Genomic DNA, 24,661 nt, shown 5'->3' with positions numbered 1-24,661 from the left:
CAGTACGGCTAAGAACAGATAAGACCCGGGGCTGTGTTGCCCGCCGAACAATCTTGGCCATGGTCTATAAACTGGGAATGAGTGCAGAAAAAAAGTGGCAAAGGCTACGAGGATTCAAGCTCCTTGCAGAGATTATCCGGGGCGTCAAGTTCAAGGATGGGGAGTCTGTCACCCCTTTAACAGAAGACGAACTGAACAGGGCCGTCATTTGAGAGCTATTCCTAAACACCAGACTTGACCATAACTCCAATTGACATCACTCCTTCCCTGCCAATCCCCTCATTAAATTTTTCATTTGTACATTTCTTTCCTGTCTCTGCGATGGTGATCAGCAGGTCTGAAAGCTCTTGTATTGCGTAATTGGTTACCTCAAGATCTTGGATTTCCTTGTCGATCCACTTCAATTCTTGACTGCTTAAAGCTTGAACTCGCGTTGATGAAGTTTCCATGGTTTGGGGCTCCTGGTGGTAGTTGCGCCCTAATCACGTCGCCAAACGCAAAAAGGGCGATGATGTACAGGTTGGCGAACCGGCACCAGGACCGGCAGGCGCAAAGCCTCCCATACAGCACCGCCCAAAATAAAGGCTTTTGATGCATTATAGACGCTAGATAAACGCCAGACAAGGTTTGGTGGCGCTACGTCCTCCTGGTGTTCGGATCAATAAACCCGGCCTCACCTGTTCCGATAAGGCGCTGTCATGGTTACTCAAAACAAGGGGCTACGTCAACAAGAAAACAAAACGTAACTCAGTAATTTTACGAAGAAGTTTGCTGTGAACTTGATTCGGGCGCAACTGGGCAGCTGATTATAACGTGAACGCTCGATTTAACGCAGAAAGCTGGATCGTGAAGGGGGAAAATACACAAGGTTTGATGTGTGTAACATACTCAAAAGCAAGGTGAATAATCTGAAATTATTCCAGAATTACCGAGATATAGGCAATAACACCTAAACGCGCATAGGTAATCTTGCCGGATTGGCAACACTCAACAATGGTGGTAGTTAACCAATTCAGAGATAACTCGAGAAATTTTTACAAATTCAGAATTTAGGGAGGGAGAATTAAGTGAAAAAGTGCCTTCTAATAGCAGCTCTCTTGATGTGTAGCACTACTGTTCATGCTGGCTGGCAATCTGATATCACACAAAACCAAATTGCAGCATCAAGCTATATTAACCAGTTGCGAGTTAACCCAATGGCTCAACGTCCCAGGCTGATTGAGGGGCAAGGGTGGCAATCTCAAAATGCAAATGCCGAAATTTATGCTGCGATGAATACAGCAGAACAACTTTCCAGAGCGGGACGGCCTGATTTAATCCAGCAGCCGAATTTTAGCTTCAATGCACAGGAGCGAAGACAGATAAGAAGAGAAGTTCGCAGAGAGATGAACGCAAGAGGTTACTAACCAAACGAAAGCCCTTAAGGGGCTTTTTATAAATAAATTGCTCACACCTGCCCCACCTGTTGAAAAATCCACGGGACTCTCGTGTGTGCGCAGCTTGGTTGGCCGCTCGCGTAATGTGCCTACAGCCCCCCTTTTTATGGACTAAAGAAATTCATTCTAAATATCAGGTTTTCCCTGGTTCCTATGGGGGGGGGCTCGACTTTTGCGAACCTCTATTTTGGTACGAACCTGAGGGGCGAACCACCCCTGTTTTGCTGCGTACTCACTGCGCACTTACGCATATTTTACCTATAAGGTGTAAAAAGCACCGCCTCCTTTTGTACTTCCGGTGCTTTCCTTTTCTTAAGGTTTTCTAAGGTATTGGGCTTATTTATTTCTTTGCTGATAAGCAGCCCTTAAGGCATCAAAAAGAGCGGGATTGTTCCTGGCTAAGTCATCCAGGTGCGCTTTGCGCTCTTTTTTATCCATCCCCTGCAATAAAAATTTCTGCCTGGTAATATCGACTTGGCTGATTGTGGGCAGAACCTCTTTCATAGTCCCATCATCGTTGACACGAAAGATACGCTCTCTTTGCCCACCAACCCCATCATCTTCCCTGACGGTTTGGAAAACCGGCTTCACCGGACTGTCATGACGAATCATGGCGATCTCATTAAGCAACGCCCGTTTCTTCTCCTGATGCTTCTCAGCTGCAGCCTGCTTCATAAGGTCATTGAGGTGTTTGGCTTGCTGTAACCCGAACTCTCCCTGCTGCAGATTCATATCGTTTAGGGCGGCATCCAAGCCTAAGCGCTTCCGAGCAAGATCATTCTGCTGTTGGCCGCTGAGGTAGCTCATATCTGTACGGTACCTGTCTGCATTGGCGCTATTCTGATTCGCTGCCAATGATGCAACGGCCCGGGTGTAGTCACCGTATGCCGCTGCGTTCGCTTTATCGGCAGCAATTTGAGACTTCCACCCACCACTCCCCGTTGCCATGGGAGGCGGGGCTATCATGGCCATCTGATTCACAGGAGGGGGCTTGTAGCTAAAACGATCATCATACGGGTTTTGCGTATCGTATGGGTTTGCCTTTTGGTACTCCCTTGCCTTCTCCTCGTTGCTGTAGTCGGTATATTGCGTCCCAAAGAACTTGGCTGCATCACTTGCCTTGCCATGGAACTCAAGACCACTTGCCCCCTCCCTTGTTGTGCCCATAGTATCGCCAAGCTGAGCCAATCGATTCACACTGGTAGGTGAAGCATTGGGGCCACCAGAGGCACCGTTGTTCGGCATAGTACTTCCAGGCTTGGGCAAGTTACCGGTGAGCGTGACTTTACCGTAACCGTCCTGGCCAGGCGTTCCCATGGTATAGACCGTCGAACCATCATTCTGCCCCTCATAACGAACTCCGCCGGCCATGATGCCTTTGTGAGCTGGTGCTGTCTGATTGCTCGGAGAAACCAACTCTTTGCCAGACCACATGATTTTTTTATCGAGGTGGCCAAGCGTTCCCCCTGGCATAGGGTTATCAATGCCTCCAGTGGCCTGCATGGCATAGGTGGGAAGATTTCCAGCCAATGGATCAATAGCTTTGGGCTGTTTCCCTCCACCAATAGGAGCTGGATTACCAGTCACCAGAGTTTTTGTGAAATTTGCAGCCCCCCGGCTGGCATTCAATGCAGGCTTCACTACTCCTGCCATGACAGGTTTTCCGACAAGCTGCTTGAGCGCGTTTCCAGCGTCACCGATAGTACCGCGCACATACTGACCGGCCGCAGCCGGCAAGCCGCCTTTGTCGTAAGCCGCTGCTGTTTTATCAAGCGTGTCTTGCGTACCTTTGCGGTATTCACCATAAGCCTGCTTTACTCCTGCTGTTAAGGGGTTCACCACCTCCTTAATTTTTTTGTCGACTTTTGGGCCGATAAACGTTGATTGTTTGTTGTTGTCGGAATCTTGGTAGCCACCATAAATCCCCCCTGTGTACGGGTATGCACTATTCAGAGCCATATTGTGTTCCTCTTTATGGTCTTTCATTTCGCCATCCGGCCTATCCGAACGGCTTTAACACCAAAAATCGCTTGGTGATGCTTGCTGTTCGAACATCCGAAAGCGGATATGGTTCACACCATCATCCGTGAGATTGAGTGCGTCCTTCAGGGCTTCATCTGAGAACACAGGCTCCCCGGAAGCGCTCCAGCCGATAGGAGAGACGCCGCTTACAAGGGCATTGGGATGCTCTATAATCCCGCGCAATGCGGCAGCCGATTCGACCAGGTTCATGCGGTCTTTATCCTCTCCAACTGCCAGGTTATTATCAGCCTGCGCCAGGGTTTCAAATTTTGCCGCGAGTTCAACAGAGAACCAGAACTCTTCATCAAGAGGTAATGCAGCCTGACACCGGCAATAGATCAGAGCCAATCCGCACTGGGGGCATTCTTCACGCTGGCATCCAGGTGAATGCAACTCACCGATGCCTGCCCCGCATTCCTGACAGCTCGGCGCGAACTGTTTCATTTTTCTCTCCTGACCAAATGCTATTCTCTTCATCGAACGCTCCTTACGCTTCTTTGAATCTGGAAAAATGCCCTTCAAATTTGAGGTCGACCTTACCGGTGGGGCCATTACGGTGCTTGGCGATTATCAGCTCTGCCTTGCCATACATCGGCGAATCAGACCCGCATTCGATGCGATACAACAAGCCAACCATATCTGCGTCCTGTTCAATGTCGCCGCTTTCACGAAGATCCGAAAGCCGGGGGCGTTTATCTTCCCGCCCCTCTAGGCCCCTGTTGAGCTGCGCAAGTCCTATCACCGGGACATTTAAGTCCTTGGCCAGTGCCTTCAGTGCCCTGGTTACATCTCCTACCTGCTGCTGGCGCGTATCTCCCTTGCCTTTAACCAGCTGTAAGTAGTCAACAATGATCAGATCAACCTTGCTCTTGAGTACCGACTCTCTGGCACGTCCTCCAATCTGGCCAATCGTGAGACCACCGGTATCGTCAATATTGATAGGAAGATTTGCGATCATAGCACCGGCTCTCTTCACCCGGTCATGCTGGTAATCATCAAATTGACCTGAGCGGATTGATTGCAGATTGACCCCAGCTGCCGCCGAAATCATCCGCTCGATGAAGTCATCGCGTGTCATCTCAAGGCTAAAAATCTTGACATGGGCCCCCTGTTTAGCGACTTCAACGGCAATGTTCCCAGCAAGTGCACTCTTCCCACCCCCCGGACGACCACCGAAAACAATAAATTCGCCACCTCTGAGCCCCTGTTTCATCCTGTCGAAGGCCATGAACCCTGTAAGGATTCCCGGCGCTTCCTCGCCTTTCCCGCGTGCTTCAATAGCCTGCATGGTTTTAGGCACAGCTTCACTCATACCGACAGATTTACCGGTATGCGCGTTATCACAGATGAATTTCAGGATATGGCTTGCGGCTAGCTCCTCGGGATCTGCCAAAGGAGAACGGGCCTCGATGACCAGGGCCTCACCAGCTTCAGCAAGACTCTGTAAGCGTGCCTGACGTTTGATCACGCCTGCCCACTGCCGTACATGCGCGGGGCCAACGATAGGGTTATTAGTGACGTCAGAGAGAAACGAGGCGTCTACCTTGCCTGCAATCAACGGGTAGATGGTCACCATCTCGGGCATACCACCATTTTGAACGGTTTCGATAATCGCATTGAAGATGATGCCGTGTTTCGGGTGCTGCATCTCACCCGGACGGACAAGGTCGACCGCGGTAACCGCACTCTTCATGTCGACCAGGCAGGCGCCGATGAGGCAACGTTCGGCCTCAATACTGTTTTGTTTCATCGTGTCGTTAATCTTGGTCATATTGCACCTTTATAGGCTGAACAGATTTCTTCTTTGCCCTGGCACTGGTCCTTGTAAAGTCTGCAGGTCTGGCAACTCTTTGGGGTAGATGTTCCAATTTCGTCCATCCACCCCCCTGCCCGTAACCAAGTCCCAGGGTATGGGATGTATTTTCCGCCGTCTTTGGTCCAATCCGGAGAGGTGATGGCCTGCTTCAATCCGGCCATGATCTCATTGAAGATGGAATCGCCCTTGGACTGTTCCCATGCCTTCTGAGCATCGATCTTTGATTTCTTCTTGGGATAGGCTTTCCAGAACTCAGCAAACAGGGTGTTCTCATCTGCGCTTTGCGCATAAGTAGTTTCTTTTTTCTTTACTTCTTGTTTGTGGTTGATTTGAGGTTGCAAATCTGGTTGAAAACCTGGTTGCTTGGCTGGTGCTCCATATTGATATTTTTCATAATTACAGATAGTTAAAACTGAATACTTTCCGGTTGATGATATGGTTACATCTCTGGTTGATTTCAGTTTGCTCAAAGCTGTCCTTATTTCCTGAACAGACAGCCCCGTTTCACCTGCTAATTTCTCTCGCCCAAACACTCTCTGCCCCCGCTGAATCTTAATTCCGTGCCACTCATTTTCTTTGTGGTTAGCGGTTAACAGTAGGTGAATAAACAGGCGGCAAGTGTTGCGATCTCGATACCATTCCCAATCAAGCACACTCCGGTGCATTTTTATCCATCCGGAGCCCATGGGTTACCCCTCAAGGCGGATCTCGCCGTTTCCGGTCACAGTAATCAGGTGGCCAAGCTTCCGGAGATCGGCAATGGCTTTATCAACGTCAGGAATATCCAACGTTTCCTGGCAAAATTTATATGTGACAGGATGTGCCGAAGGGCCATAACAGTTGAAAGCGAAAAGAAATTTGAGAAGGAGATGAGCATTCATCGCTTAGACCTCCGCAGGGGTAACAGTCCGGGATTCAATGAAGGATTGAATATCTTCCAGACGATAGCGGACAAGACGACCGGCCTTGACGTATTTAAGGGGGTAACGATTTGTGGAGCGCCAAACCTGGAGCGTGCCGACTGTCACGCCAACGAGAGGCGCGGCCTCCTCAGGGGTGAGAAGTTTATTTTGGATAGCGGCTTGAAGGTTCTGTTTCGAGCTTTTGATAAGTTCCATTCTTTAACCTCATGATTCATGGTGACGGGTTATCCGTCGTTCATGTGGCGAAAGTACGGTTATTTTTTTGACTAAAACAGAGGGAACGGTTAGGTAGGTTTGATCTAAAAACAGGTAGGCAGGTTATAAAAAAACCCACCAAAACAGTATGTTGGTGGGTAGGTAGGTTTTTTTAAATCTTTTTTTTTATCAATATCCGCTTAATGGAGCACCGCCCCCTTTCTGAGGATTCACAAGTGTACATATACGCTCAACCGCAGCAGCACTCAGCCCTTTTCCTTTAAGCAATTCTGCTATCTGTTTTTTATGAGCAGTGCCAGGCTGATACTTTCCACCACCTCCATAAAGTAACAACCAAGTTGTGGCCGCAATAGCCAGCTCTTCAGCATAAAAATCATGGGTTTGGTCAAGAAAAGGCAAGGTTCCTGATGAAATATCTTTTTCATCATCAAAAAACTTCCGTTCGAAGCCTTTTACATCTTCAATGAAAGCATATACCTTTGAGTATTCGATCAATATCTTTTTTGGAAGTTCCTTAGACCTCCTGGAGTTAAATGATTGCTTATGCTTAACAAGCACTTTTCTACCATCTTTCAAAATTCCATTAATAATATTCTCGGCATGTCCATCCTCAGACTGTAATAGATTGTAATAACGGGATATATCTATATTCCCACAAAGCTGTTCCAAGCTATCTAGATAAAATTTCAATTCAATACTACCTGCACTTTCTCTCCCCTTCTCACCACCTTCTTTTTGAAAAAAATAAATAACATTAGATAGTTCTATCCACAAATCCAACTGGCCATCTCGAGCATATTCTACAATCTTCCTGCGCGTAATTCCGAACTCACCCCATCGCTTTTCAAGATCGGGTACATACTGCCGAGTTGTTTCTGGTGGCGCCATGCCTCTTTCTCCCTTCAGAAAATCCCTTGAAAAAACAGTCACGGAAAGCCGCCAAGGGAAGCGGCCTTATCGGGCAAAGTGATCAGCAAAGCCCTATCCGTGCCTGAAGTTGTTGGTTACAGAAATACCCGGTAATCTGCCTTCAGCGCCGCCGCCAACTTCTTGGCATTCTCCTTTCCGATAGTTCGTTTACCGTTTTCCATTTCGGAGATATGGCGCTGAGGGATGCCACTTTGTTCACCAAGTTGACGCTGAGTCAGCCCCTCCCGGTGTCGTGCCCCAGCAAGGTAGATACCTGGTTCGTTATCGAGCAGGCCGGGGAAGGCGGTTTTCCATGAATCACCGGTGGTCGCATCCTCAACGGTGACAAAGCCCATTTGCCGCAGGGCTTCAACCGCGTCGTGGCGTTTGCTCTCCGGGCCCTTGAATCTCAACTCAATTTCAGTAGGGCGCTTTTTCGTGGGTTCCAGCATAGACAACCTCAACAAGTCGAATCTCTTTATCAACCACCTGCCAGACAGCAACATAGGTGGGCTTCCCTTTCTTCAGGTGGCAATGGTGCCGATCTTTACCGAGTTTACTGTAGTTCGGCCAATTGCCCCGCGCTGGTCCGTTCAGCTCGATTTCCCGAAGAAGAAAGGCAAGGCTCTGCTGCACCCTGCTTGGCAGCTTTGGAATGCCCTTCCTGGCTTTCGGGTGGACGGTTACGTTCCAGCTCATAAAATATACCAATTAAAGGTATCAAAGACAAGAGCTCGCAGGTTCATTTCTTTCCATTCCCGCCAGCTTCAAGCATGGCTTCCGCAGCCTTTTCCATGGCTGTCCGTACCGGATCAAGATCAAGGCGGGCGTAAATGGTGGTGGTGGATGCACTCTTATGGTTCAGGCTCTTGCCGATAACCGGGAGACTTGCACCGGTCTTTGCCTGCCAACTTCCCATAGTGCGCCGTAGGTCGTGGATGCGTACACCTTCAATTCCTGCTGACTGACAAATACGTTTCCATGCTTTCTTGGGCTCAACGAGGTGTCCGGTTTTACCCCGACCAGGGAAGACAAAAAAAGAAGAGGTGCTTTTACGGAGCTCTTGAAGGATCTCGAGAAGCGGGCCAACCAGGGGGACAGTTTGCGGGGTGCCGTTCTTGGTTTCGGGGATGCGCCATGTTTGGCCTTTCAGGTCAATATCACTCCATCGCATGGAAAGGACGTTTGCCCGGCGCGCTCCGGTAAGTAAGGCAACCAGAAAAAAGTCTCTGGCGGTTCCATTGGGTTCCTGTTCCAAGGCTAGAAAGAATCGCTGTAGTTCATCGGCGGTTAGAAAACGGTCCCGTGACTGCTCAGGAAAACGTCTGATACCTGCACATGGGTTTTGCCCTTCATACAGCCCATATTCAATCCCCCTACCTATGATACTGGATATCAGAGCAAGAACACGGTTTGCATGGGTGGGCTTATCTTTGCCAATCCTGGAATGGATCGCGGCAACGTCGCCTTTCGTAATTGTGGAAAGCCGTTTTTTCCCCAAGGCTGAAAGATGCCGTTTGAAGTACGTTTCATCCTCTTGCCATGTTTTCTTGCGGGGCTTGGCATGACGTTCAAGGTATACATGGAACAGATCGGCAAATGTCATTTCCTGCCGCTGCTGTTTCAGCTTATCGTTGGGGTTCTCCCCATTAATCAATTCCACCTTGATCGCCTTCGCTTTCTTCCTGGCCTGTTCAACGGTCAACTCAGGGAAGGTACCAATGGTGACGCGCACCGGCTTTCCCATGTGTTTCTTGTAAAGCTGGAAGGTTTTTCGCCCGTTGCCGGTAACCTGCACCAGCAAGCCGGATTCCTTGGAATCATAAACGTACCTGCGCTTTCCTGGTTCTGGTGCCTCTAGCTGCTCAAGGGAAGCTTTGGTAAAATTGACCTCTTCACGTGCCATACTTTCGACCCTAATGTTTGAAATCCATGGGCTTACCTTTTTTTACGGTGCTACCTATGTGCTACCTTCTGGAGTAAAAAAGGGTGCTTTTGGTTAATTTTCGTTATGGTCTACACTATAGCTATGTACTTGTTCAGTCAATTAAAATTTGATTGGTTAAGGTTGGTAAATTATACGCCCCAGAGACTACGAATCCGTAGGTCGGGAGTTCGAATCTCTCCAGGCGCGCCATACATTCAAGGGTTTAGAGGGTTTCCTCTAAACCCTTTTTTGTTCCCCCCGGTCTTTCTCCGGTCCGCAGCTGAGATTCCTTTTTGGATAAGGGATTTTTCCCCTGGTGTTGCTCACCGGGGATTCAGTACCCGTCTCCCAATTTTCTCCGGTTTATATTTTTTCGACACCCCTCTGTCAGGCAGCCTTGCCCGTCAGATAGACTGGGGAGACCGAGCCGCGATAGCTTCGCGACGTTTCGGTGGACTTAGTGGACTTGGTGGACCGGGACGTTATTCTCTATGATAAAAATTTTAGAGACCTACCTCTACCATCAGCCCAATCACGGGCAGATGGATGTATGTCGCCAACACCTTCTTCCCACCAGTATGCATCAATGCATCACAATACATTCCTAACTGCCCGGCAAAGCCCACCGCCTTTTCTTTTGCATCGACAACACTACCGGGGAAGGTCTTGTGATCGATGACGATATATCCTTCTTCCGTTTCAAGAAGTAGATCGATAAAGCCTGAGACAATCGTACCGGCATTGGTCTGGTAGGCGACTGGTATTTCCCTGTGGTAAACAGCCCGTGGCCACCTATTCTGGATGAAGTTATCCAACCGTTCATCAGCTTGAAGCAGATCAGGGGGATTCAGGTTCCTTTCCACACCCCAACGTTTGAGAGTATCTCCTGCCATCTGCAGGCCTTTTTCCGGTGGATATTGGCGATGGTTGGCACCAAGAAAAGTATGGACCGCCTCGCCCAGCAGCTGCATGTCCGGCTGCCCCTGCAGTGGAAGTCGTTCGCCAAGCCTTTCTTCAGCTACAACCCGCCCTTTAGCAACAACTGAAGAAGCTGCCTGATAGGCAAAAGGATATTCCTTTCCTCCTGCTGCCCTATACCCGGAACCAGGAACGACTTCCTGTTCCAGGGCTGGTAGCGGAGCGCCACATCTTTGGGTAACAGCGACTTCTTTCCCAGCCCATACCGCAACACCATCCTTTGGATCTTCAAGCAGTGGGGTATCATCAGCGTCAACCAGCAAGCGAAGAATTCCCTTTTGTAGAAAACCCGGCCTTCCCGCCAGCACCAGGATATCCCTTGCCCTGGTCCACCCCACATAAAGCAGGCGTAACTCCTGACGCTGCTCTTTTTCTCGATGAATGAGCGTTGCCTTGTCATCCAGCAATCGATCATGAAACGGTGCCCCCTTTTTGAAATTTCCGTAGGGATTAGGCCAGAAACGCAGCCACCGGTTTGCCAGAGGATCATCCAAGGTAAACTCTGAATCACTTACCACAGAAACTCCCAAGGGCTGAGGATTGTACACCTTGTCGAGTTGAAATAAGACCGTCACCGGCCATTCGAGCCCCTTTGCTCTGTGCCAGGTCAGGATCTGCACGGTATCCTCATCCTGCACCACCGCTTTGGTGTCCGCGCCAAGTCCATCAAGATGTGCAAGCAACCCTGCAGGGCTCATTCCCCTGTTTGAAGCATTACAGCGCTCAATGTATTGCGCACAAAGAGAACGCAGGCTATCCAGGTTGGCAAGCCGCTCTTCTGTCTTCCCCCAGGAACAGCAATGTGTGCGCACATCAGCAATCTGCATGGCCAGGTCAAGAACCTGCAACACGCCTGCGGTCTGCATCGAGCCCCCTACCCGTTCTATCTCATCAAAAATTGGTAGCTCAAACCCCTTTGCATACTTGGTGGAGAGCGCCTTTTGAAGCCAACCATTATGGTCGTCCGGACAATCAAGCAGTCTGGCCACCTCTGCACGGGCAAGTGAATCCGCGGGATCGATCAGGAGCCGCATAACCGCAAGGACCAATATCACTTCGGGGCAGGCCAACAAACCTGGACGTGGCACGGCTGCGCGGATATTCTGCTGTTCCAGAGCCTCGGCAACAGCAACACAGACATCATTCGTCCTACAGAGGATAGCGATGTCGCCGCCTTTGACCCGTCTGCTCATACCTGTTTTTCGATCACGTACACATGCGTTCTCATCGGCAAGCAAGGCTTTCATCGTAGCGGCCAGGGCAAGCGCATCATTCGACTGATTCGTGCTCTCCAAATTGCAGCACTCATAGACCGGGCCCAGGCCTTCAGGTGCGTTCTTTTCCATAGCCGGTGCCGGTTCAAGACGCACGCGCTGCTCCGGGAACCCGTGCTGTGCAAAGGCCGCTGCAAAGACATCAGAGGTGGAACGCACCAGCTCGGGGCGACTACGCCAAGATAGGGAAAGGGTCTCCGGCTCATCACCGGCAAGGATTGTATCAATGGCCGCATCCATCAACGATGGATCAGCATCACGAAATCCATAAATCGCCTGTTTCTGATCGCCAACCCAGACAGATCGCTTGGCAAGTGCAGCAAGCTTGAGAAATATGGCCAGCTGGATAGGGCTGGTGTCTTGAAATTCGTCAACCAGCACCAGGTCGAGTCGCTCGCTCAATATCTTTGCCGGTTCATCCATCTGTAACAGCCTCAAAGCCAAGGCTTCTTGATCGGTAAAGTCAATTACGCCCCATTGCCGTTTATACTCCTGATAGGCCGTCAGAGCCTTTGCTGCGACATCAAAGGTCAGCGTGATCAGTCGCTGCACATCTTCTTTCAGGCGTGGATGTCTGTCATGGACCGCCGCCGCTTCGTTGAGGGGATCAGCAAATTTCTGGGATTTTTTGCCTGGTTTCAACGTTGCCAAACGATGCCATTCGCTCCAGGGCAGAAGTGTTTGCTGATTCAGATACCTTCGCAGCTTTTGCACCGCACTCAACGCGTTCTTGGTCGTTTTCGTTGTATCGGATTCGGTATCAACATCCCGCAGAAAGGCATGAATAGCGTCCCGCAGCTCTTGATCAAGTACGGCTCCATCGGGGAGTGTTGAACCAAAGAGCCTTTGGTATTCTTTGGCTGAACGTCTGCCACAGGTAATAAGATCCTCCCCGGAGAGACCATTGGCGCGCGCTTTAGCGATAATGGCGCGCACCTCTTTGCGAACATCAAGACTGACAAAACGTTGCTCAAACTGATACATCTCGGCATTGAGCTTGGCATCGATCTCCCCGGCCATCGCCTTTGCGATGACACCAGCAACGGCCTCTTCCTCCAGCACCCGTTGCTCTGGTGACATGCCCAGATAGAAGGCAAAGTCTTGCAACAAACCGCCACAGACCGAATTCACCGTCCCGATGCGTGCCGCTGACAGTTGCTGGGCCTGGGTGGCAAGTTTGCCGCTGAGCAGACGCGTACGTACCCTCTCCTGCAGTTCGGCAGCAGCCTTGGTGGTGAAGGTCGTTGCCAAAATAGCATCCGGACGGACGTCTCCTTCTTTTACCGCGTTCAGTAATAATTCAGATAATTTATAGGTCTTACCGCTTCCGGCACTGGCGGATATAATCTCTATGCGCATTGCTGGAACCTCCTGCCGCAAAGGACATCGTACTCACAGAATTTGCAGGGAGGTTCAAGGATGAGCGTCCCCTCCTCTACTCGAGCTTTTATCTCCTCACCATTGTTACCAGGGCATAACAGTTGGCCAGATCTCACGACATCCCAAGCAGCATTAAAGGTCCCCTCGAATATCTGAAAGCTTTCTTCTGTATCAGTGACGACAACATCTTCCCCTTGAGGGAAGCTACGCGGATCGGTGGTCAGCAAGGTCTGGTCTTCCAGAGTATAATAGGCGAGTTCCGGATACCTCCCTCGCAGCTCTTTCAGCATGTAGCCGTAGAGGACAATCTGCAGGACGGTACCTGCTTGCATTTTCTCTTTATAGAATTTTGCCCAACTTCGTTTCATATCAAGCACCGTAAAGGGGGTGTCTATGACAATATCGGCATATCCTTCCAGTCGTTGTGCAGAAAAGGTGCCGCTGAGTTTCTGCTCCAGGCTGACCTTGTGAACTCCTGCCTGATGAAGATGCTCCAGGAGGGCATGGGTTGCGAGCATAAGCGTTCGGCGAATCCGCTCCCGGTCCGCCTCCATACCTTCTTGAAAGAGGGCCGCGACCATCTTTGGGGCCTTTTGCTCAAAAAGGTCCGCCGCCATTTTTTCCCCTGCCTCCGGCGTCGGCAATTCAGTTGCTCCCAGCACCTCTTCAAGCAGCGTATGGGCAAGGCTGCCAAGAACAGGAACCAAATTAGGCAAGGAGGTTGAGTGATCTCCACGAATACCGCCACAATACTGCAGGCTCCATTTCAATGGGCAGCCAAGGAAACTCTCTAAACTTGAGGGCGACTCTACCTCTCGCGGTTGCACTGTTTCCGGGGCTATGTTCCACACCGATTGCGGGCAAGGCACCTGCAGCGGTGGTGGTGTGGTGACAGCTGAGGAGACTGCATCTTGTATGCGCTTGCAGACCAGTTGCTCCACCTTGTTGTTGGATGCGGCCAGCAGTTCGTCCCAAAGTGGATGAGGATACATTTCCTCCCCCAACTGGTCTTGCTCCGGACAGATCAGCAGCAGCTTTGACTCGGCACAATGAAGTGGGCGCCGCCAACGTGCAGCCCGACTGTTCGCAAGAAGTGCAGAATCCGGTAGACGACACCCTGCTCCAGCAAGCAGGTTCATCTCTTCTTTGGAGAACAGGGGCAGGTTGAGAGCAGGAACATTGTTGCGGTTAAAATTCCACCACACTACTGTCCCTGCCTTTCCGGCAACGGCCTCGGGGGAAGGCACGGCGGCCAGCCCGGCCTGAGCAGGCAAGGCCGGAACTCCCCCCTGCCCTGAAGTGGCACCATCCAGCAATTTTTGCAGTAATGGGTCCTCAATAGATTCTTCCTGCAGCGAGACAACCATCTCCTTAAAAAGAGAACATTGGTTGATCGCAGGGATGGCGACCGGATCATCTTTGAACCGGCCACGCAACCATTGCAGCAGCAAGTCGACACGCTGCACAATCTCTTCGCTTGTGAAACTGGAGCCTGCGGCCTGGGAGAATAACAGCTTCAGCCGAGCTGCGACACGGCTGCGGCTTTCAGGATCATCAAGAGATTGCAGCCCCTCTTCAAGTTTTTCCTCCCACAAATCACTGCCAAGAGCAGGCCAGCGCAACAGGGCCTCGCGCAACCTGCGGCCAATACCTTTCGGGACCGGTGAGACAGGGAGCGTGAGCAGATCCATAACCCGCTCAGGGTCAGGGGGATTATGCCCCATGTCCAGCACCAGTGATAGCAGCTGAAGCAACGACGAGCCCTCTTCCGGTTCTGCACCGGTGACCGGAAGCCCAAAACGATGCAACGCGCTATCAAGGACAGCATCGCCACCTATGATGACGACATTGGCCAATCCTTCATTTTTTTGCACAGCGGCCAGCCAGGCCGCAACTTCCTCTGCCGCGCGTACCATGCCATCGGGTCGCACCAGCTGCAATGTACTGTCGCAGCGAGGAACAAATTCCTCTTTCCTGGCGTTTCCAAGATCACTCTCCAGACCACCGGCATCCTCCAACGATCTGAAATGGACAACGGCCCCTTGCTTGTGCAAGGCGCTGAAAAGATCTTCCCACAAAGGGGGCAAGGCGGCAACGTCCTCCAGGAGCACAATTTCAGGTAATTCGGACTTAAAATCAGCCAGTTGTCCGCAAAGGGCCAACAAACGCTGGGCAACACCAGGACGAATAGCCGTTGAGATACCGGCAAGATCAGCCAGACGTGGAGTAAGAGCTTGCCCCTGCCAGCCATGAAGGACGAGAAAATCATGCAGGAGGAGAAGAGTGCGGGCAACGCCAAAGGGATCAGCGGAAAGGGACGATGACCAAAATCTATTGCCCTCCTTTTTCAAAAAGGGAATGAGCGCGGAAATCCGGAGCGCCTCATGCACAGCTGGGCCACGCAAACCAAGCATGCCCTCCAGATAGCCAAGCAGCCCTAAGCGCCCCAGCCGGATCTCCCCCAAACTCCCGTGTTCCTTATAAGGCCAGATCGGCCACATCCGACCGTCAAAGGCGGAATCAAAGATAATTTTCATTCCTCTCCTTGGTTGAAATATAAAAATATTCAAAAAAACTGGTACAGCATCTCTCCAACGCGATCCCGCGCCGTATTTCAGCCATAGTTGGCTATCGATTGCTTGAATTCTTCAGCGATTTCTTCGCGCAAGGTGTCTGGTGCATCAACAACAGCATCCTTCCCCAACGACATAATCCAGGACCGCAACTGCACGGTATCCGGGACAGTGACTTCGATTCGAGTCCATTCACCCTCCAGCGATTGCGCCTTCTGCCCCGGTGCCAATGGGGTTTCCATTAGATATTTCCCCAACAGCCCCCGAACTCTGAGGACAAGTTCCACGGGTTGCGGGCTCACACGAATACCGAACTCGCGTGCGATAAATTCGTCGATATCAAACCCCTCCGGTATTTTAACAGACTCATCCAATAATGACGCCGCGTCTATCCGATGCAGGGCCAAAAATCTGGGGTCACTATATTCTTTTATGGTGCAGACCAGATAGATGACCTGTTCCATGGCGACCAAGCCCAAAGGATGAACCGTGTAGGCTTTTGCCTCGTGGCCTCGATTCAGTGCCCTGTAGGTGATCTCCAACTGCTGTCCACGGAGCAAGCCGTCATAAATAACTTCCTGGATCTCTCCATTGATCTGGACTGGAACCATATTGAGCGTGTGTGGAATCACCCTGACTTTGTCCCGCCATTTTAAAATGTTGGATGCTTCACTGTGTGCAATACCTTGAGCCGTCTCAAACCAGGGAGTCAGATGATCCAGGGTCGCCGGAGGCAGCAGATTTTTCATGTGCTGTTCGACCAGATTGAAGGTCAGAGCCGCGTGCGGATCCATGCCGGGGATCTCAAACGAAGCATTCTTTTCAAACCACCACCCCTGCGGTTTCGATTGATCGGAACGCAGCGGAAAAGCTGAACAAAGATCGTTTAAATCCCGCTGTACTGTGCGCAGGCTGACGTAAATCCCCATCGCCTCCAATTTGCGATGCAGGCTTGGCGCGTCAATACGACGAGGATGACGCGGTATCATACGCAGCAAACTCCACTGTCGGATTAAGGTGGTGTCCATGACGTTCTCTTTTACAGGGGTTATACGACAAATGATGACGTTTAGGATGTATGCCTGAATTTTTTTAAAACGACACGATTTGTCGCTTTTCTTCTGTACGTTGTACTCTGTGGATACGAGAAGTCAAAGTAAACCTTGAAGGATCAAAGATCCGGAAAACGGATTTCAAAAATGAAATTAGGCTTGAGTCATTCCCCAAAGAGTGAGATGATTTCTATCACACTCATGCTAGGGAACGCAGGAAAATGTGCAGCTGATCATTCAGCCGCCATGAACCAATTGATAATAGATACCAATGCAACAGAGGAAATTCTTATGCTTATACAATCAAGCGGAAGCTGCGACAGGTGCGGTTCATCAGGCCTTGCCTTCACCGAACAAGAAGCATCGGTAACATGTAAAAAATGTGGAAAAGAATTTAAAATTTGCGAAGCCTGCAAGCGAAAGGGCTGCCCGCGATGTGGGGGCAAATTAGAATCTCAAATGGATAGGGCCGCAAAGAGTGGGATCATGTTTTAGGCTCAAAACAAAATCTGCAAAGAAGGTGATCGGATAATGAAACTTGGTGATCTGACAAAATTACAACAGAGTGTCTCACAAAAAGTTGCGGAACTGTGTACACAACCCATTGCATCCAGCCAGGAGGAGGTCAATGCTTGGCAAAACAGCCCCAAGCTCTACCTCTTGTCAAAGGCACAACGAGTCGCAAGTCTTCCAGATGCTTGGCTGGAAGAAGTTGACCAGATGTTTACCAACAGCCAGGATTTTTATGTTGGCATGGTCACCAGCTGGTATGCAACGGGCTTTGAAAACGTCAGTAAGGCGCTGTTGCGGCAGCAAAAGCAAAGCGGACTTATTTCACACGAGCAGATGCGTCAAGAATTTGATGCGATCGAGGCTATGGATGTGGAGACGGTAGCAACAGAAGATAAAATCAGGTTCTTTTTTGATCTGTTCGACTCCTTGATAGAGCAGATGAAAAACCAGGAAAATTGGTACAAGCTTTACCAACAAAGTTATCTGGGCCCACTCAGCGAGAGATTGGTCTGGAATATAAGTGCGTTAGATCTCTTTTCCTGGCAACTCCCTGCCGCAGATTCAAGAAAAATTCATAGGTACAAGCAGATCGCACGAATTATGGTGATCTTTTTCTTCTTTGAGAAAATCTATAAAAATGCGTCGCGGTTGGCTTCTGAAAACGAGACGAACCCGATCGACAAGATACAGGAACTCAGCAAGATACTTGCATACCATGAGCTGCTGACAACGCTGTAACTACCGGTAACGGCAGATGAATCAAAAAAGTGAACCGTGAAAAAATTCAACATATCGGATTGGAATAGAGTAAAATCGTAAACGATCATGAGCCCGCAGAAATGCACGAACCACCACATACAATAACAAAAGCAAATAGATATGGCCAGAAAGGCAGCACCCGAAACCAAGACCAATAACAAATCCTTTGAACAGAATCTCTGGGACACCGCCGACAAACTGCGCGGCTCGGTAGAATCCTCCGAGTACAAGCATGTCGTCCTCAGTCTGATCTTCCTCAAATTCGTCAGTGATAAATTTGAAGAGCGGCGGCAGGAACTGATCAACGAGGGGCATGAGCCCTACTTGGACATGGTCGAGTTCTACGCCATGAAGAACGTCTTCTACCTGCCTGAGGAAGCTCGCTGGTCAACGATTCAGTCGCAAGCCAAGCAGGACGACATTGCCCTTAAGATCGATACAGCCCTGCACACGGTGGAGAAGACCAACAAAGTTCTGCGCGGTGCCCTGCCCGACAACTACTTTTCCCGCCTGGGCCTGGATGTGAGCAAGCTGGCGGCCCTGATCGACTCGATCAGCAACATCGATACCGTGGCCGATAAGGAAGAGGATGTGGTGGGTCGGGTCTATGAATACTTCCTCGGTAAATTTGCCGCCACCGAGGGCAAGGGTGGCGGCGAATTCTACACGCCCAAGTGCGTGGTCAATCTGATTGCCGAGATGATCGAGCCCTTTCGCGGCAAGATCTACGACCCCTGCTGCGGCTCAGGTGGCATGTTTGTCCAGTCGGTGCGGTTCGTCGAGAGCCACGAGGGCAACCAGAAGGATGTCTCCATCTACGGTCAAGAGGCCATAAGCGCCACCTACAAACTGGCCAAGATGAACCTAGCCATCCGCGGCATTGCCGCCAATCTGGGTGAGGTTTCTGCGGATACCTTTTTCAAGGATCAGCACCCTGATCTCAAGGCCGACTTCATCATGGCCAACCCACCCTTTAACCTCAAAGCCTGGCGTGCCGACGACGAACTCAGCGACGATCCTCGCTGGGCCGGGTACGAGGTGCCACCCACCGGCAACGCCAACTACGGCTGGATCCTGCACATGGTCAGCAAGCTGAGCGTAAACGGGGTGGCCGGGTTTGTTCTCGCCAACGGCTCCATGTCCACCAATACCAAGGGCGAGGGGGAGATCCGCAAGAAGTTGATTGAGAACGACCTGGTGGACTGCATGATCGCTCTGCCCGGACAGCTCTTCTACACCACCCAAATCCCGGTCTGCCTCTGGTTTCTGACCAAGAACAAAAAGACGCTGAACATCGCCAACCACAGCGAACGCGACCAGCGGGACCGCAGAGGCGAGACCCTGTTCATCGATGCCCGCACTATGGGCACCATGGTCGATCGTACCCACAAGGAGCTGACCAGCGAGGATATTGCCGAGATCGCCCGGACCTACCATGCCTGGCGTGGTGAGGCCAAGGACGGCAGCTACGAGGATATTCCCGGCTTCTGCAAGACGGCGAATTTGGCAGAGATCCAGGGCAACGACTATGTGCTCACCCCGGGCCGCTATGTGGGGGCCGCCGAGATCGAGGATGACGGCATTCCCTTTGAGGAGAAGATGGCCGAGCTTAGCAAAACCCTGTATGCGCAGATGGCGGAAGGAGAGAAGCTGGATGCGGTGATTCGGGAGAATTTGGCGGGGTTGGGTTATGAGGAGTGAGTGGCAGGATGTCTCGCTTGGCGACCTATTCAAAATCAAGCACGGCTTTGCATTCAAAGGTGAATTTTTCGTCGAAGAACCTACAGAAACATTATTGATAACCCCTGGAAATTTTGCGATAGGAGGTGGGTTCCAGAATCCGAAGCCTAAATTTTACAATGGCCCTGTCCCTGATGAGTATGTGCTGAAGCCGGGACAAATCGTTGTAACGATGACTGACCTAAGCAAACAGTCAGATACCCTTGGGCTGGCTGCTGTTATTCCACAAGACCAGAATGTATGGCTCCATAATCAGCGGGTTGGGTTGCTTGAATTTAAGGGTAAAATTCCTTCAGACCCGAGGTTCTTAAATTACCTCTTGAGAACTCATGAATACCGATCGTGGGTCATAGGCTCAGCCACGGGGACTACGGTTAAGCATACATCCCCAAGCAGAATCCATTCTTACTCCTGTAGCATTCCGCCTCTGGAAGAACAAAAAACCATAGCTCACATCCTCGGGAGCCTCGACGACAAAATCGAGCTCAACCGGCAGATGAACGCCACTCTGGAGGCCATGGCACAGGCCCTGTTCAAGAGCTGGTTTGTTGACTTCGACCCGGTCATCGACAACGCCCTGGCCGCAGGGCACCCCATCCCCGCCCCCCTGCAGTCCCGGGCCGAGGCCAGAGCCGCGCTGGGTGATAAACGTAAGCCCTTACCTAAGGAGATTCAACAACGATTCCCCAACCGCTTCGTCTTCAACGAGGATATGGGCTGGGTACCGAAGGGGTGGGAAGTATTGCCGATATCCGACGTTACCGAATTTCGTGAAGGTCCGGGTATTTTGGCAAAAGATTTTCACCCACAGGGGGTGCCGCTTATACGTCTTGCAGGGTTAAAAAATGGAGTGTCTCTACTAGATGGATGTAATTATTTGGATCCAGATAAAGTTGAAAAAAAATGGATGCACTTCAAGTTAGAAAAAGGTGATGTTTTACTCAGCTCAAGCGCATCTCTTGGCAGAGTTGCGGAAGTGGAAGGTGAATCTATAGGTGCAATTCCATATACTGGCATTATCGGCTTTCGACCAAAGCGTAATAGAACTGTTCGGAGATATGTGAAGCACTTCCTCTCATCTACATATTTCCAGGGCCAGGTCAAAATGATGGGAGTTGGTAGTGTATTAAATCACTTTGGCCCTACTCATCTCAAAAAGATGTATATGCTGGTTCCATCTCTTCCTTTACAGGAACATTTTTCCACTGTAGCAACACCAATTGATTTACTCTGTGGACAAAGGTTAAAAGAGTCTCTAGCTCTTGGTAGCCTCCGCGACTCCCTCCTCCCCAAACTCCTCTCCGGCCAGCTCCGCATCCCTGAGGCCGAAAAACAGGTAGCCAATATACTATGAGCAAATTCACGGAAGAACAGCTGGAACAGGCCATCATTACCCTGCTTGGCAAGCAGGGCTTTCCCCATCATCCAGGTGATTCCCTGAAACGGCTTCCAACCGAGGCGATGCTCAAGGATGACCTTTCCGCCTTTCTCTCCTCCCGCTATGCGGCTGAGGCCATCACCCCCGGTGAGATCAATGCCATCATCAACAGGTTGGAAAAATTCTCCGCCGCCGATCTCTATGCCTCCAACAAGGCTATCCACCAGCTGGTGGCCGACGGCTTTCTCCTCAAGCGCGAGGACCGGGCCAAGAAAGACCTCTACATCCAGCTGATCGACTATAGCGGCCTACCGGAACAGCGGGAACCGCGTACGGGCGAAGTGACAGCCATCACCGCCGAGCCGCTGGCTGCATACGGCGGGGACAGCAATATCTACCGTCTCGTCAACCAGATGATGATCGAGGGCACGGAGTTGCGCATCCCGGATGCGATCCTCTACATCAACGGCCTGCCCCTGGTGGTCTTTGAGTTCAAGAGCCTCATTCGCGAGGAAGCAACAATCCACGATGCCTATGAACAACTGACCACCCGCTACACCCGTGACATCCCGGAGCTGATGAAGTTCAACGCCCTTTGTGTACTCTCCGACGGGGTGAACTCCAAGATGGGCTCGCTGTTCGCGGCCTACGAATATTTCTATACCTGGCGCAAGGTGAGCGGCAACGAGCCCATTGCAGCCACGGGCATTGACTCCCTGCAGACCATGATCCAGGGTCTGTTCAACCGGGACCGGCTGCGCCAGGTGCTCCGCCACTTTATCCATTTTCCGGATGTCTCCCGCAAGGAAGACAAGATCGTCTGCCGCTATCCCCAGTTTTACGCGGCCCTCAAACTCTACCAGCACATCCTTGATCACCGCAAACCCGAGGGCGACGGTAAGGGCGGCACCTACTTCGGCGCCACCGGCTGCGGCAAGAGCTATACCATGCTCTTTCTGGCCCGCTTACTGATGAAGAGCGCCCTCTTCGCCAGCCCGACCATCATTCTCATCACCGACCGGACCGATCTTGACGACCAGTTGTCGCGCATGTTCACCAATGCCAAGCAGTACATCGGCGACCAGACTGTAATCAGCGTCGAGAGCCGAGCCGAACTCCGGGAGTTACTCAAAGGCCGGACCAGCGGCGGCGTTTTCCTGACCACGATCCATAAATTCACCGAGGATACCGAACTGCTGAGCAAGCGCTGCAACATCATCTGCCTCTCGGACGAGGCCCACCGCAGCCAGATCAATCTCGACCAGAAGGTCCGCGTCACCGATGAAGGCGTCCAACGCACCTACGGCTTTGCCAAGTATCTGCACGACTCCCTGCCCAACGCCACCTATGTCGGTTTCACCGGTACCCCCATCGACGCGACCCTGGATGTGTTCGGTGAGGTGGTGGACAGCTACACCATGACCGAGTCGGTCAAGGACGGCATCACCGTGCCCATTGTCTATGAAGGAAGGGCGGCCAAGGTGGTGCTAGATAATAGCAAGCTAGAGGAGATTGAGAAATACTACGAAAAGTGCGCCAAGCAAGGGGCCAATACCCACCAGATCGAGGCGAGCAAAAAAGCCAGCGCCAACATGAACGCCATCCTCGGTGATCCTGACCGCATTCGCGCCCTGGCCGCTGACTTTGTCCAATATTATGACAAGCGTCTGGAGGAAGGTGGTACCGTCAAGGGCAAGGCCATGTTCGTCTGCAGCAACCGGGAGATCGCCTATCTGTTCTGGCAGGAGGTGATTAGACTACGCCCCCAATGGAATCAGGTGTTAGCCGCCGAAGAGGGGACGGTGTTGACAGAGCAAGAACAAAAAGAGATCAAGCCCATGGAGCGAATCAAGATGGTGATGACCCGGGGCAAGGATGACCCAAAAGAGCTGTACGCGCTGCTTGGCACCAAGGAAGACCGCAAGGAGCTGGACCGTCAGTTCAAGAATCCCAAGTCCAACTTCAAGATCGCCATTGTCGTTGATATGTGGCTGACTGGTTTTGACGTGCCCTTCCTGGACACCATCTACATCGACAAACCCATCCAGCGACACAATCTGATCCAGACCATCTCTCGGGTGAATCGCAAATTCGAGGGCAAGGAAAAGGGATTGGTCGTTGATTATATCGGCATCAAGACACAGATGAACCAGGCCCTGGCCCATTACAACAAGAACGATCAGCGTAACATTGAGGACATCGAACAATCGTTGGTGGCGGTGCGTGACCAGCTTGATCTCCTTGGCAAGATTTTGCATACCTTCGACGCTGCTCCCTACTTTTCAGGGGCCCCGCTTACCCGGCTGAATACACTGAACAAGGCGGCTGAGTTCGTTTTTAACTCTACGAATACTATTCAAAAGCGTTTCATCCAGCGGGTGAAACGACTGAAGGCCGCCTACGACATCTGCAGTGGTTCTGAGTCGCTGACGCAAGATGAACGCGACCGGGTGCATTTCTACCTGGCGGTACGTTCCATCGTTGTCAAGCTGACTGGAGGAGATGCGCCGGATACGGCCCAGATGAATGCCAAGGTGCGGGAAATGATCGCGAAGGCCTTGCAGGCAAATGGGGTGGAAGAAATCTTTAAAATGGGCGAGGACACTGCCAACGCGGTGGACATCTTTAACGATGATTACCTGGCCAAGATTGAAAAAATTAAGCTGCCCAATACCAAAATAAAACTCCTGCAGCAGCTGCTGGCCAAGGCCATTGAGGACTTCAAGAAGGTCAACAAAGCGAAAGGGGTGGATTTCTCCAAAAAGTTCAAAGCGGTGGTGGACCGTTACAACGAACGCAAGGAAGAGGATGTACTGGTCAGCGAAGTGCTCGAGGACTTCACCAATGAGATAATTGACATCATACTCGCACTGAAAAAGGAGCAGGCATCCTTTGCTGGCCTGGGAATCGACTTCGAAGAAAAAGCCTTTTACGACATCCTCAAAGGACTGGCGATCAAGTACGACTTTACCTACCATGAGGAGAAGTTGATTGAGCTTTCCAAGGTAGTAAAACTGATTGTTGATGACAAGGCCAAGTACACCGACTGGCACAGCCGGGACGATATTAAGGCGGAGTTGAAGGTGGCCCTGATCCTGGCCCTGGCGAACCACGGGTATCCGCCGGTGGATCGGGATGAAGTCTACAAGGAAATCTTTGAACAGGCGGAGAATTTCAAAAAGTATCGGAAGTCGAATTAAGGGGAGCTCGGAGGCTCCCTCTGAGTGACTATCAAACGGACATATATTTGGGGTACGTACAAACCAACTTATGACTCATTTTTTCAACTTTATGAGTCACAAAAAGGAAAACAACGGGTCCAAACCTTACAGCTAAAAATATCTACGGGTTCAGACCTTACAAACGATTTAAAGCCGTTTTAAAATTTGGAACCAATTTCAAATTTCCACCCCAAATTTTTAATCCGACCTCATAGCTCACTGTTTTCAAACCAATCCCATCATATTTCACCTAATCCCACCTCATCCCGGATACGGGACCACACCTTGGGGTTCACTACACCTTAGGTGCTGCTCTCGGGCTTGAGAGGGTGGGCCTTCCCCACGACTAATTGCAGATGATTTTCAATGGTCATACATTTTGTAATGACGTCTGTGCCTTTTTTTTGTTATTTTTAGGCCTCTTCAGAGAAATCTGTGGGTGAACTCCGGCAAGGGCAAGTTGCCAAGAGTATGATATAGCGCGATTTCTCGGATTGTGTCGCTTCGAAATCCGTAGGATTTTCTGACTGTCAGTTTTGCTTTG

Annotated in this window: 19 protein-coding genes and 1 pseudogene; 6 read left to right on the top strand and 14 right to left on the bottom strand. The window is 51.0% G+C overall.

Annotated features, from left to right (window positions below; genetic code table 11):
* Positions 1 to 212 (top strand): annotated as a pseudogene (locus JWJ90_RS20515) (IS256 family transposase); the annotation flags it as partial.
* A gap of 9 nt (positions 213 to 221) precedes the next feature.
* Here the strand turns inward: JWJ90_RS20515 and JWJ90_RS20510 are convergent.
* Positions 222 to 449, bottom strand: coding sequence for a hypothetical protein (locus tag JWJ90_RS20510; protein WP_205229089.1), 228 nt, complete (start codon positions 447 to 449; stop codon positions 222 to 224).
* Positions 450 to 1,100: 651 nt separating this feature from the next.
* On the opposite strand from JWJ90_RS20510, the gene JWJ90_RS20505 reads away from it, so the two are divergent.
* Positions 1,101 to 1,406, top strand: a complete 306-nt coding sequence (locus JWJ90_RS20505) for a hypothetical protein (RefSeq protein ID WP_205229088.1) — start codon at positions 1,101 to 1,103, stop codon at positions 1,404 to 1,406.
* Positions 1,407 to 1,772: 366 nt separating this feature from the next.
* Here the strand turns inward: JWJ90_RS20505 and JWJ90_RS20500 are convergent, their stop codons facing one another.
* From JWJ90_RS20500 to JWJ90_RS20440, 13 genes are all read right to left on the bottom strand, one after another.
* Positions 1,773 to 3,422, bottom strand: a complete 1,650-nt coding sequence (locus tag JWJ90_RS20500) for a hypothetical protein (RefSeq protein WP_205229087.1) — start codon at positions 3,420 to 3,422, stop codon at positions 1,773 to 1,775.
* Between the two features lie 27 nt (positions 3,423 to 3,449).
* The gene (locus JWJ90_RS20495; protein ID WP_205229086.1) at positions 3,450 to 3,902 is read right to left on the bottom strand and encodes a hypothetical protein; all 453 of its coding nucleotides are present in this window, start codon (positions 3,900 to 3,902) and stop codon (positions 3,450 to 3,452) included.
* Positions 3,903 to 3,945: 43 nt separating this feature from the next.
* Positions 3,946 to 5,229, bottom strand: coding sequence for a replicative DNA helicase (locus tag JWJ90_RS20490; RefSeq protein WP_205229085.1), 1,284 nt, complete (start codon positions 5,227 to 5,229; stop codon positions 3,946 to 3,948).
* A complete protein-coding gene (locus JWJ90_RS20485; protein WP_205229084.1) occupies positions 5,226 to 5,960 on the bottom strand; it encodes a hypothetical protein in 735 nt (244 codons plus the stop codon). The genes JWJ90_RS20490 and JWJ90_RS20485 overlap by 4 nt, the downstream gene beginning before the upstream one ends.
* 3 nt (positions 5,961 to 5,963) lie before the next feature.
* The gene (locus JWJ90_RS20480; RefSeq protein ID WP_205229083.1) at positions 5,964 to 6,155 is read right to left on the bottom strand and encodes a hypothetical protein; all 192 of its coding nucleotides are present in this window, start codon (positions 6,153 to 6,155) and stop codon (positions 5,964 to 5,966) included.
* 3 nt (positions 6,156 to 6,158) lie between these two features.
* A complete protein-coding gene (locus JWJ90_RS20475; protein WP_205229082.1) occupies positions 6,159 to 6,392 on the bottom strand; it encodes a helix-turn-helix domain-containing protein in 234 nt (77 codons plus the stop codon).
* A 189-nt stretch (positions 6,393 to 6,581) separates the two neighbouring features.
* Positions 6,582 to 7,301, bottom strand: coding sequence for a hypothetical protein (locus tag JWJ90_RS20470; RefSeq protein ID WP_205229081.1), 720 nt, complete (start codon positions 7,299 to 7,301; stop codon positions 6,582 to 6,584).
* Between the two features lie 116 nt (positions 7,302 to 7,417).
* On the bottom strand, positions 7,418 to 7,774 hold the full coding sequence (locus JWJ90_RS20465) for a helix-turn-helix domain-containing protein (RefSeq protein ID WP_240195076.1): 357 nt from the start codon (positions 7,772 to 7,774) through the stop codon (positions 7,418 to 7,420).
* On the bottom strand, positions 7,743 to 8,021 hold the full coding sequence (locus tag JWJ90_RS20460) for a type II toxin-antitoxin system RelE family toxin (RefSeq protein WP_205229080.1): 279 nt from the start codon (positions 8,019 to 8,021) through the stop codon (positions 7,743 to 7,745). Before JWJ90_RS20460 ends, JWJ90_RS20465 begins: the two co-directional genes overlap by 32 nt.
* A 43-nt stretch (positions 8,022 to 8,064) precedes the next feature.
* Positions 8,065 to 9,228 carry a tyrosine-type recombinase/integrase gene (locus JWJ90_RS20455; protein ID WP_205229079.1) on the bottom strand — a complete coding sequence of 388 codons (1,164 nt, stop codon included), beginning with the start codon at positions 9,226 to 9,228 and terminating at the stop codon, positions 8,065 to 8,067.
* Between the two features lie 524 nt (positions 9,229 to 9,752).
* Positions 9,753 to 12,860, bottom strand: a complete 3,108-nt coding sequence (locus JWJ90_RS20450; protein ID WP_205229078.1) for a UvrD-helicase domain-containing protein — start codon at positions 12,858 to 12,860, stop codon at positions 9,753 to 9,755.
* Positions 12,851 to 15,418 carry a PD-(D/E)XK nuclease family protein gene (locus tag JWJ90_RS20445; RefSeq protein WP_205229077.1) on the bottom strand — a complete coding sequence of 856 codons (2,568 nt, stop codon included), beginning with the start codon at positions 15,416 to 15,418 and terminating at the stop codon, positions 12,851 to 12,853. Before JWJ90_RS20445 ends, JWJ90_RS20450 begins: the two co-directional genes overlap by 10 nt.
* Positions 15,419 to 15,495: 77 nt before the next feature.
* Positions 15,496 to 16,482: a helix-turn-helix transcriptional regulator gene (locus JWJ90_RS20440; protein ID WP_205229076.1), complete on the bottom strand. Its 987-nt coding sequence runs from the start codon at positions 16,480 to 16,482 to the stop codon at positions 15,496 to 15,498.
* Positions 16,483 to 17,037: 555 nt separating this feature from the next.
* Between JWJ90_RS20440 and JWJ90_RS20435 the strand changes: the two genes are divergently transcribed.
* From JWJ90_RS20435 to JWJ90_RS20420, 4 genes are all read left to right on the top strand, one after another.
* Positions 17,038 to 17,757, top strand: coding sequence for a hypothetical protein (locus JWJ90_RS20435; protein ID WP_205229075.1), 720 nt, complete (start codon positions 17,038 to 17,040; stop codon positions 17,755 to 17,757).
* Positions 17,758 to 17,898: 141 nt separating this feature from the next.
* A complete protein-coding gene (locus JWJ90_RS20430; protein ID WP_205229074.1) occupies positions 17,899 to 19,479 on the top strand; it encodes a type I restriction-modification system subunit M in 1,581 nt (526 codons plus the stop codon).
* Positions 19,469 to 20,872, top strand: a complete 1,404-nt coding sequence (locus JWJ90_RS20425) for a restriction endonuclease subunit S (protein WP_205229073.1) — start codon at positions 19,469 to 19,471, stop codon at positions 20,870 to 20,872. The genes JWJ90_RS20430 and JWJ90_RS20425 overlap by 11 nt, the downstream gene beginning before the upstream one ends.
* The gene (locus JWJ90_RS20420) at positions 20,869 to 24,096 is read left to right on the top strand and encodes a type I restriction endonuclease subunit R (RefSeq protein WP_205229072.1); all 3,228 of its coding nucleotides are present in this window, start codon (positions 20,869 to 20,871) and stop codon (positions 24,094 to 24,096) included. The genes JWJ90_RS20425 and JWJ90_RS20420 overlap by 4 nt, the downstream gene beginning before the upstream one ends.
* Positions 24,097 to 24,661 lie beyond the last annotated feature (565 nt).

This window comes from Desulfobulbus rhabdoformis (assembly GCF_016919065.1).
Taxonomy (GTDB): Bacteria; Desulfobacterota; Desulfobulbia; order Desulfobulbales; family Desulfobulbaceae; genus Desulfobulbus; species Desulfobulbus rhabdoformis.
The sequence above is the reverse complement of the archived record's forward strand: the minus strand, read 5'-3'. Positions and strand labels throughout refer to the sequence as shown.

Excerpts from the sequence above, each read along its gene's own strand:
- JWJ90_RS20500 (WP_205229087.1), bottom strand. The coding sequence starts at position 3,422 with ATGAAAGACCATAAAGAGGAACACAATATGGCTCTGAATAGTGCATAC.
- JWJ90_RS20510 (WP_205229089.1), bottom strand. The coding sequence starts at position 449 with ATGGAAACTTCATCAACGCGAGTTCAAGCTTTAAGCAGTCAAGAATTG.
- JWJ90_RS20505 (WP_205229088.1), top strand. The coding sequence starts at position 1,101 with ATGTGTAGCACTACTGTTCATGCTGGCTGGCAATCTGATATCACACAA.
- JWJ90_RS20475 (WP_205229082.1), bottom strand. The coding sequence starts at position 6,392 with ATGGAACTTATCAAAAGCTCGAAACAGAACCTTCAAGCCGCTATCCAA.
- JWJ90_RS20485 (WP_205229084.1), bottom strand. The coding sequence starts at position 5,960 with ATGGGCTCCGGATGGATAAAAATGCACCGGAGTGTGCTTGATTGGGAA.
- JWJ90_RS20460 (WP_205229080.1), bottom strand. The coding sequence starts at position 8,021 with ATGAGCTGGAACGTAACCGTCCACCCGAAAGCCAGGAAGGGCATTCCA.
- JWJ90_RS20445 (WP_205229077.1), bottom strand. The coding sequence starts at position 15,418 with ATGAAAATTATCTTTGATTCCGCCTTTGACGGTCGGATGTGGCCGATC.
- JWJ90_RS20465 (WP_240195076.1), bottom strand. The coding sequence starts at position 7,774 with ATGCTGGAACCCACGAAAAAGCGCCCTACTGAAATTGAGTTGAGATTC.
- JWJ90_RS20490 (WP_205229085.1), bottom strand. The coding sequence starts at position 5,229 with ATGACCAAGATTAACGACACGATGAAACAAAACAGTATTGAGGCCGAA.
- JWJ90_RS20420 (WP_205229072.1), top strand. The coding sequence starts at position 20,869 with ATGAGCAAATTCACGGAAGAACAGCTGGAACAGGCCATCATTACCCTG.
- JWJ90_RS20495 (WP_205229086.1), bottom strand. The coding sequence starts at position 3,902 with ATGAAACAGTTCGCGCCGAGCTGTCAGGAATGCGGGGCAGGCATCGGT.
- JWJ90_RS20455 (WP_205229079.1), bottom strand. The coding sequence starts at position 9,228 with ATGGCACGTGAAGAGGTCAATTTTACCAAAGCTTCCCTTGAGCAGCTA.
- JWJ90_RS20435 (WP_205229075.1), top strand. The coding sequence starts at position 17,038 with ATGAAACTTGGTGATCTGACAAAATTACAACAGAGTGTCTCACAAAAA.
- JWJ90_RS20440 (WP_205229076.1), bottom strand. The coding sequence starts at position 16,482 with ATGGACACCACCTTAATCCGACAGTGGAGTTTGCTGCGTATGATACCG.
- JWJ90_RS20450 (WP_205229078.1), bottom strand. The coding sequence starts at position 12,860 with ATGCGCATAGAGATTATATCCGCCAGTGCCGGAAGCGGTAAGACCTAT.
- JWJ90_RS20480 (WP_205229083.1), bottom strand. The coding sequence starts at position 6,155 with ATGAATGCTCATCTCCTTCTCAAATTTCTTTTCGCTTTCAACTGTTAT.
- JWJ90_RS20425 (WP_205229073.1), top strand. The coding sequence starts at position 19,469 with ATGAGGAGTGAGTGGCAGGATGTCTCGCTTGGCGACCTATTCAAAATC.
- JWJ90_RS20430 (WP_205229074.1), top strand. The coding sequence starts at position 17,899 with ATGGCCAGAAAGGCAGCACCCGAAACCAAGACCAATAACAAATCCTTT.
- JWJ90_RS20470 (WP_205229081.1), bottom strand. The coding sequence starts at position 7,301 with ATGGCGCCACCAGAAACAACTCGGCAGTATGTACCCGATCTTGAAAAG.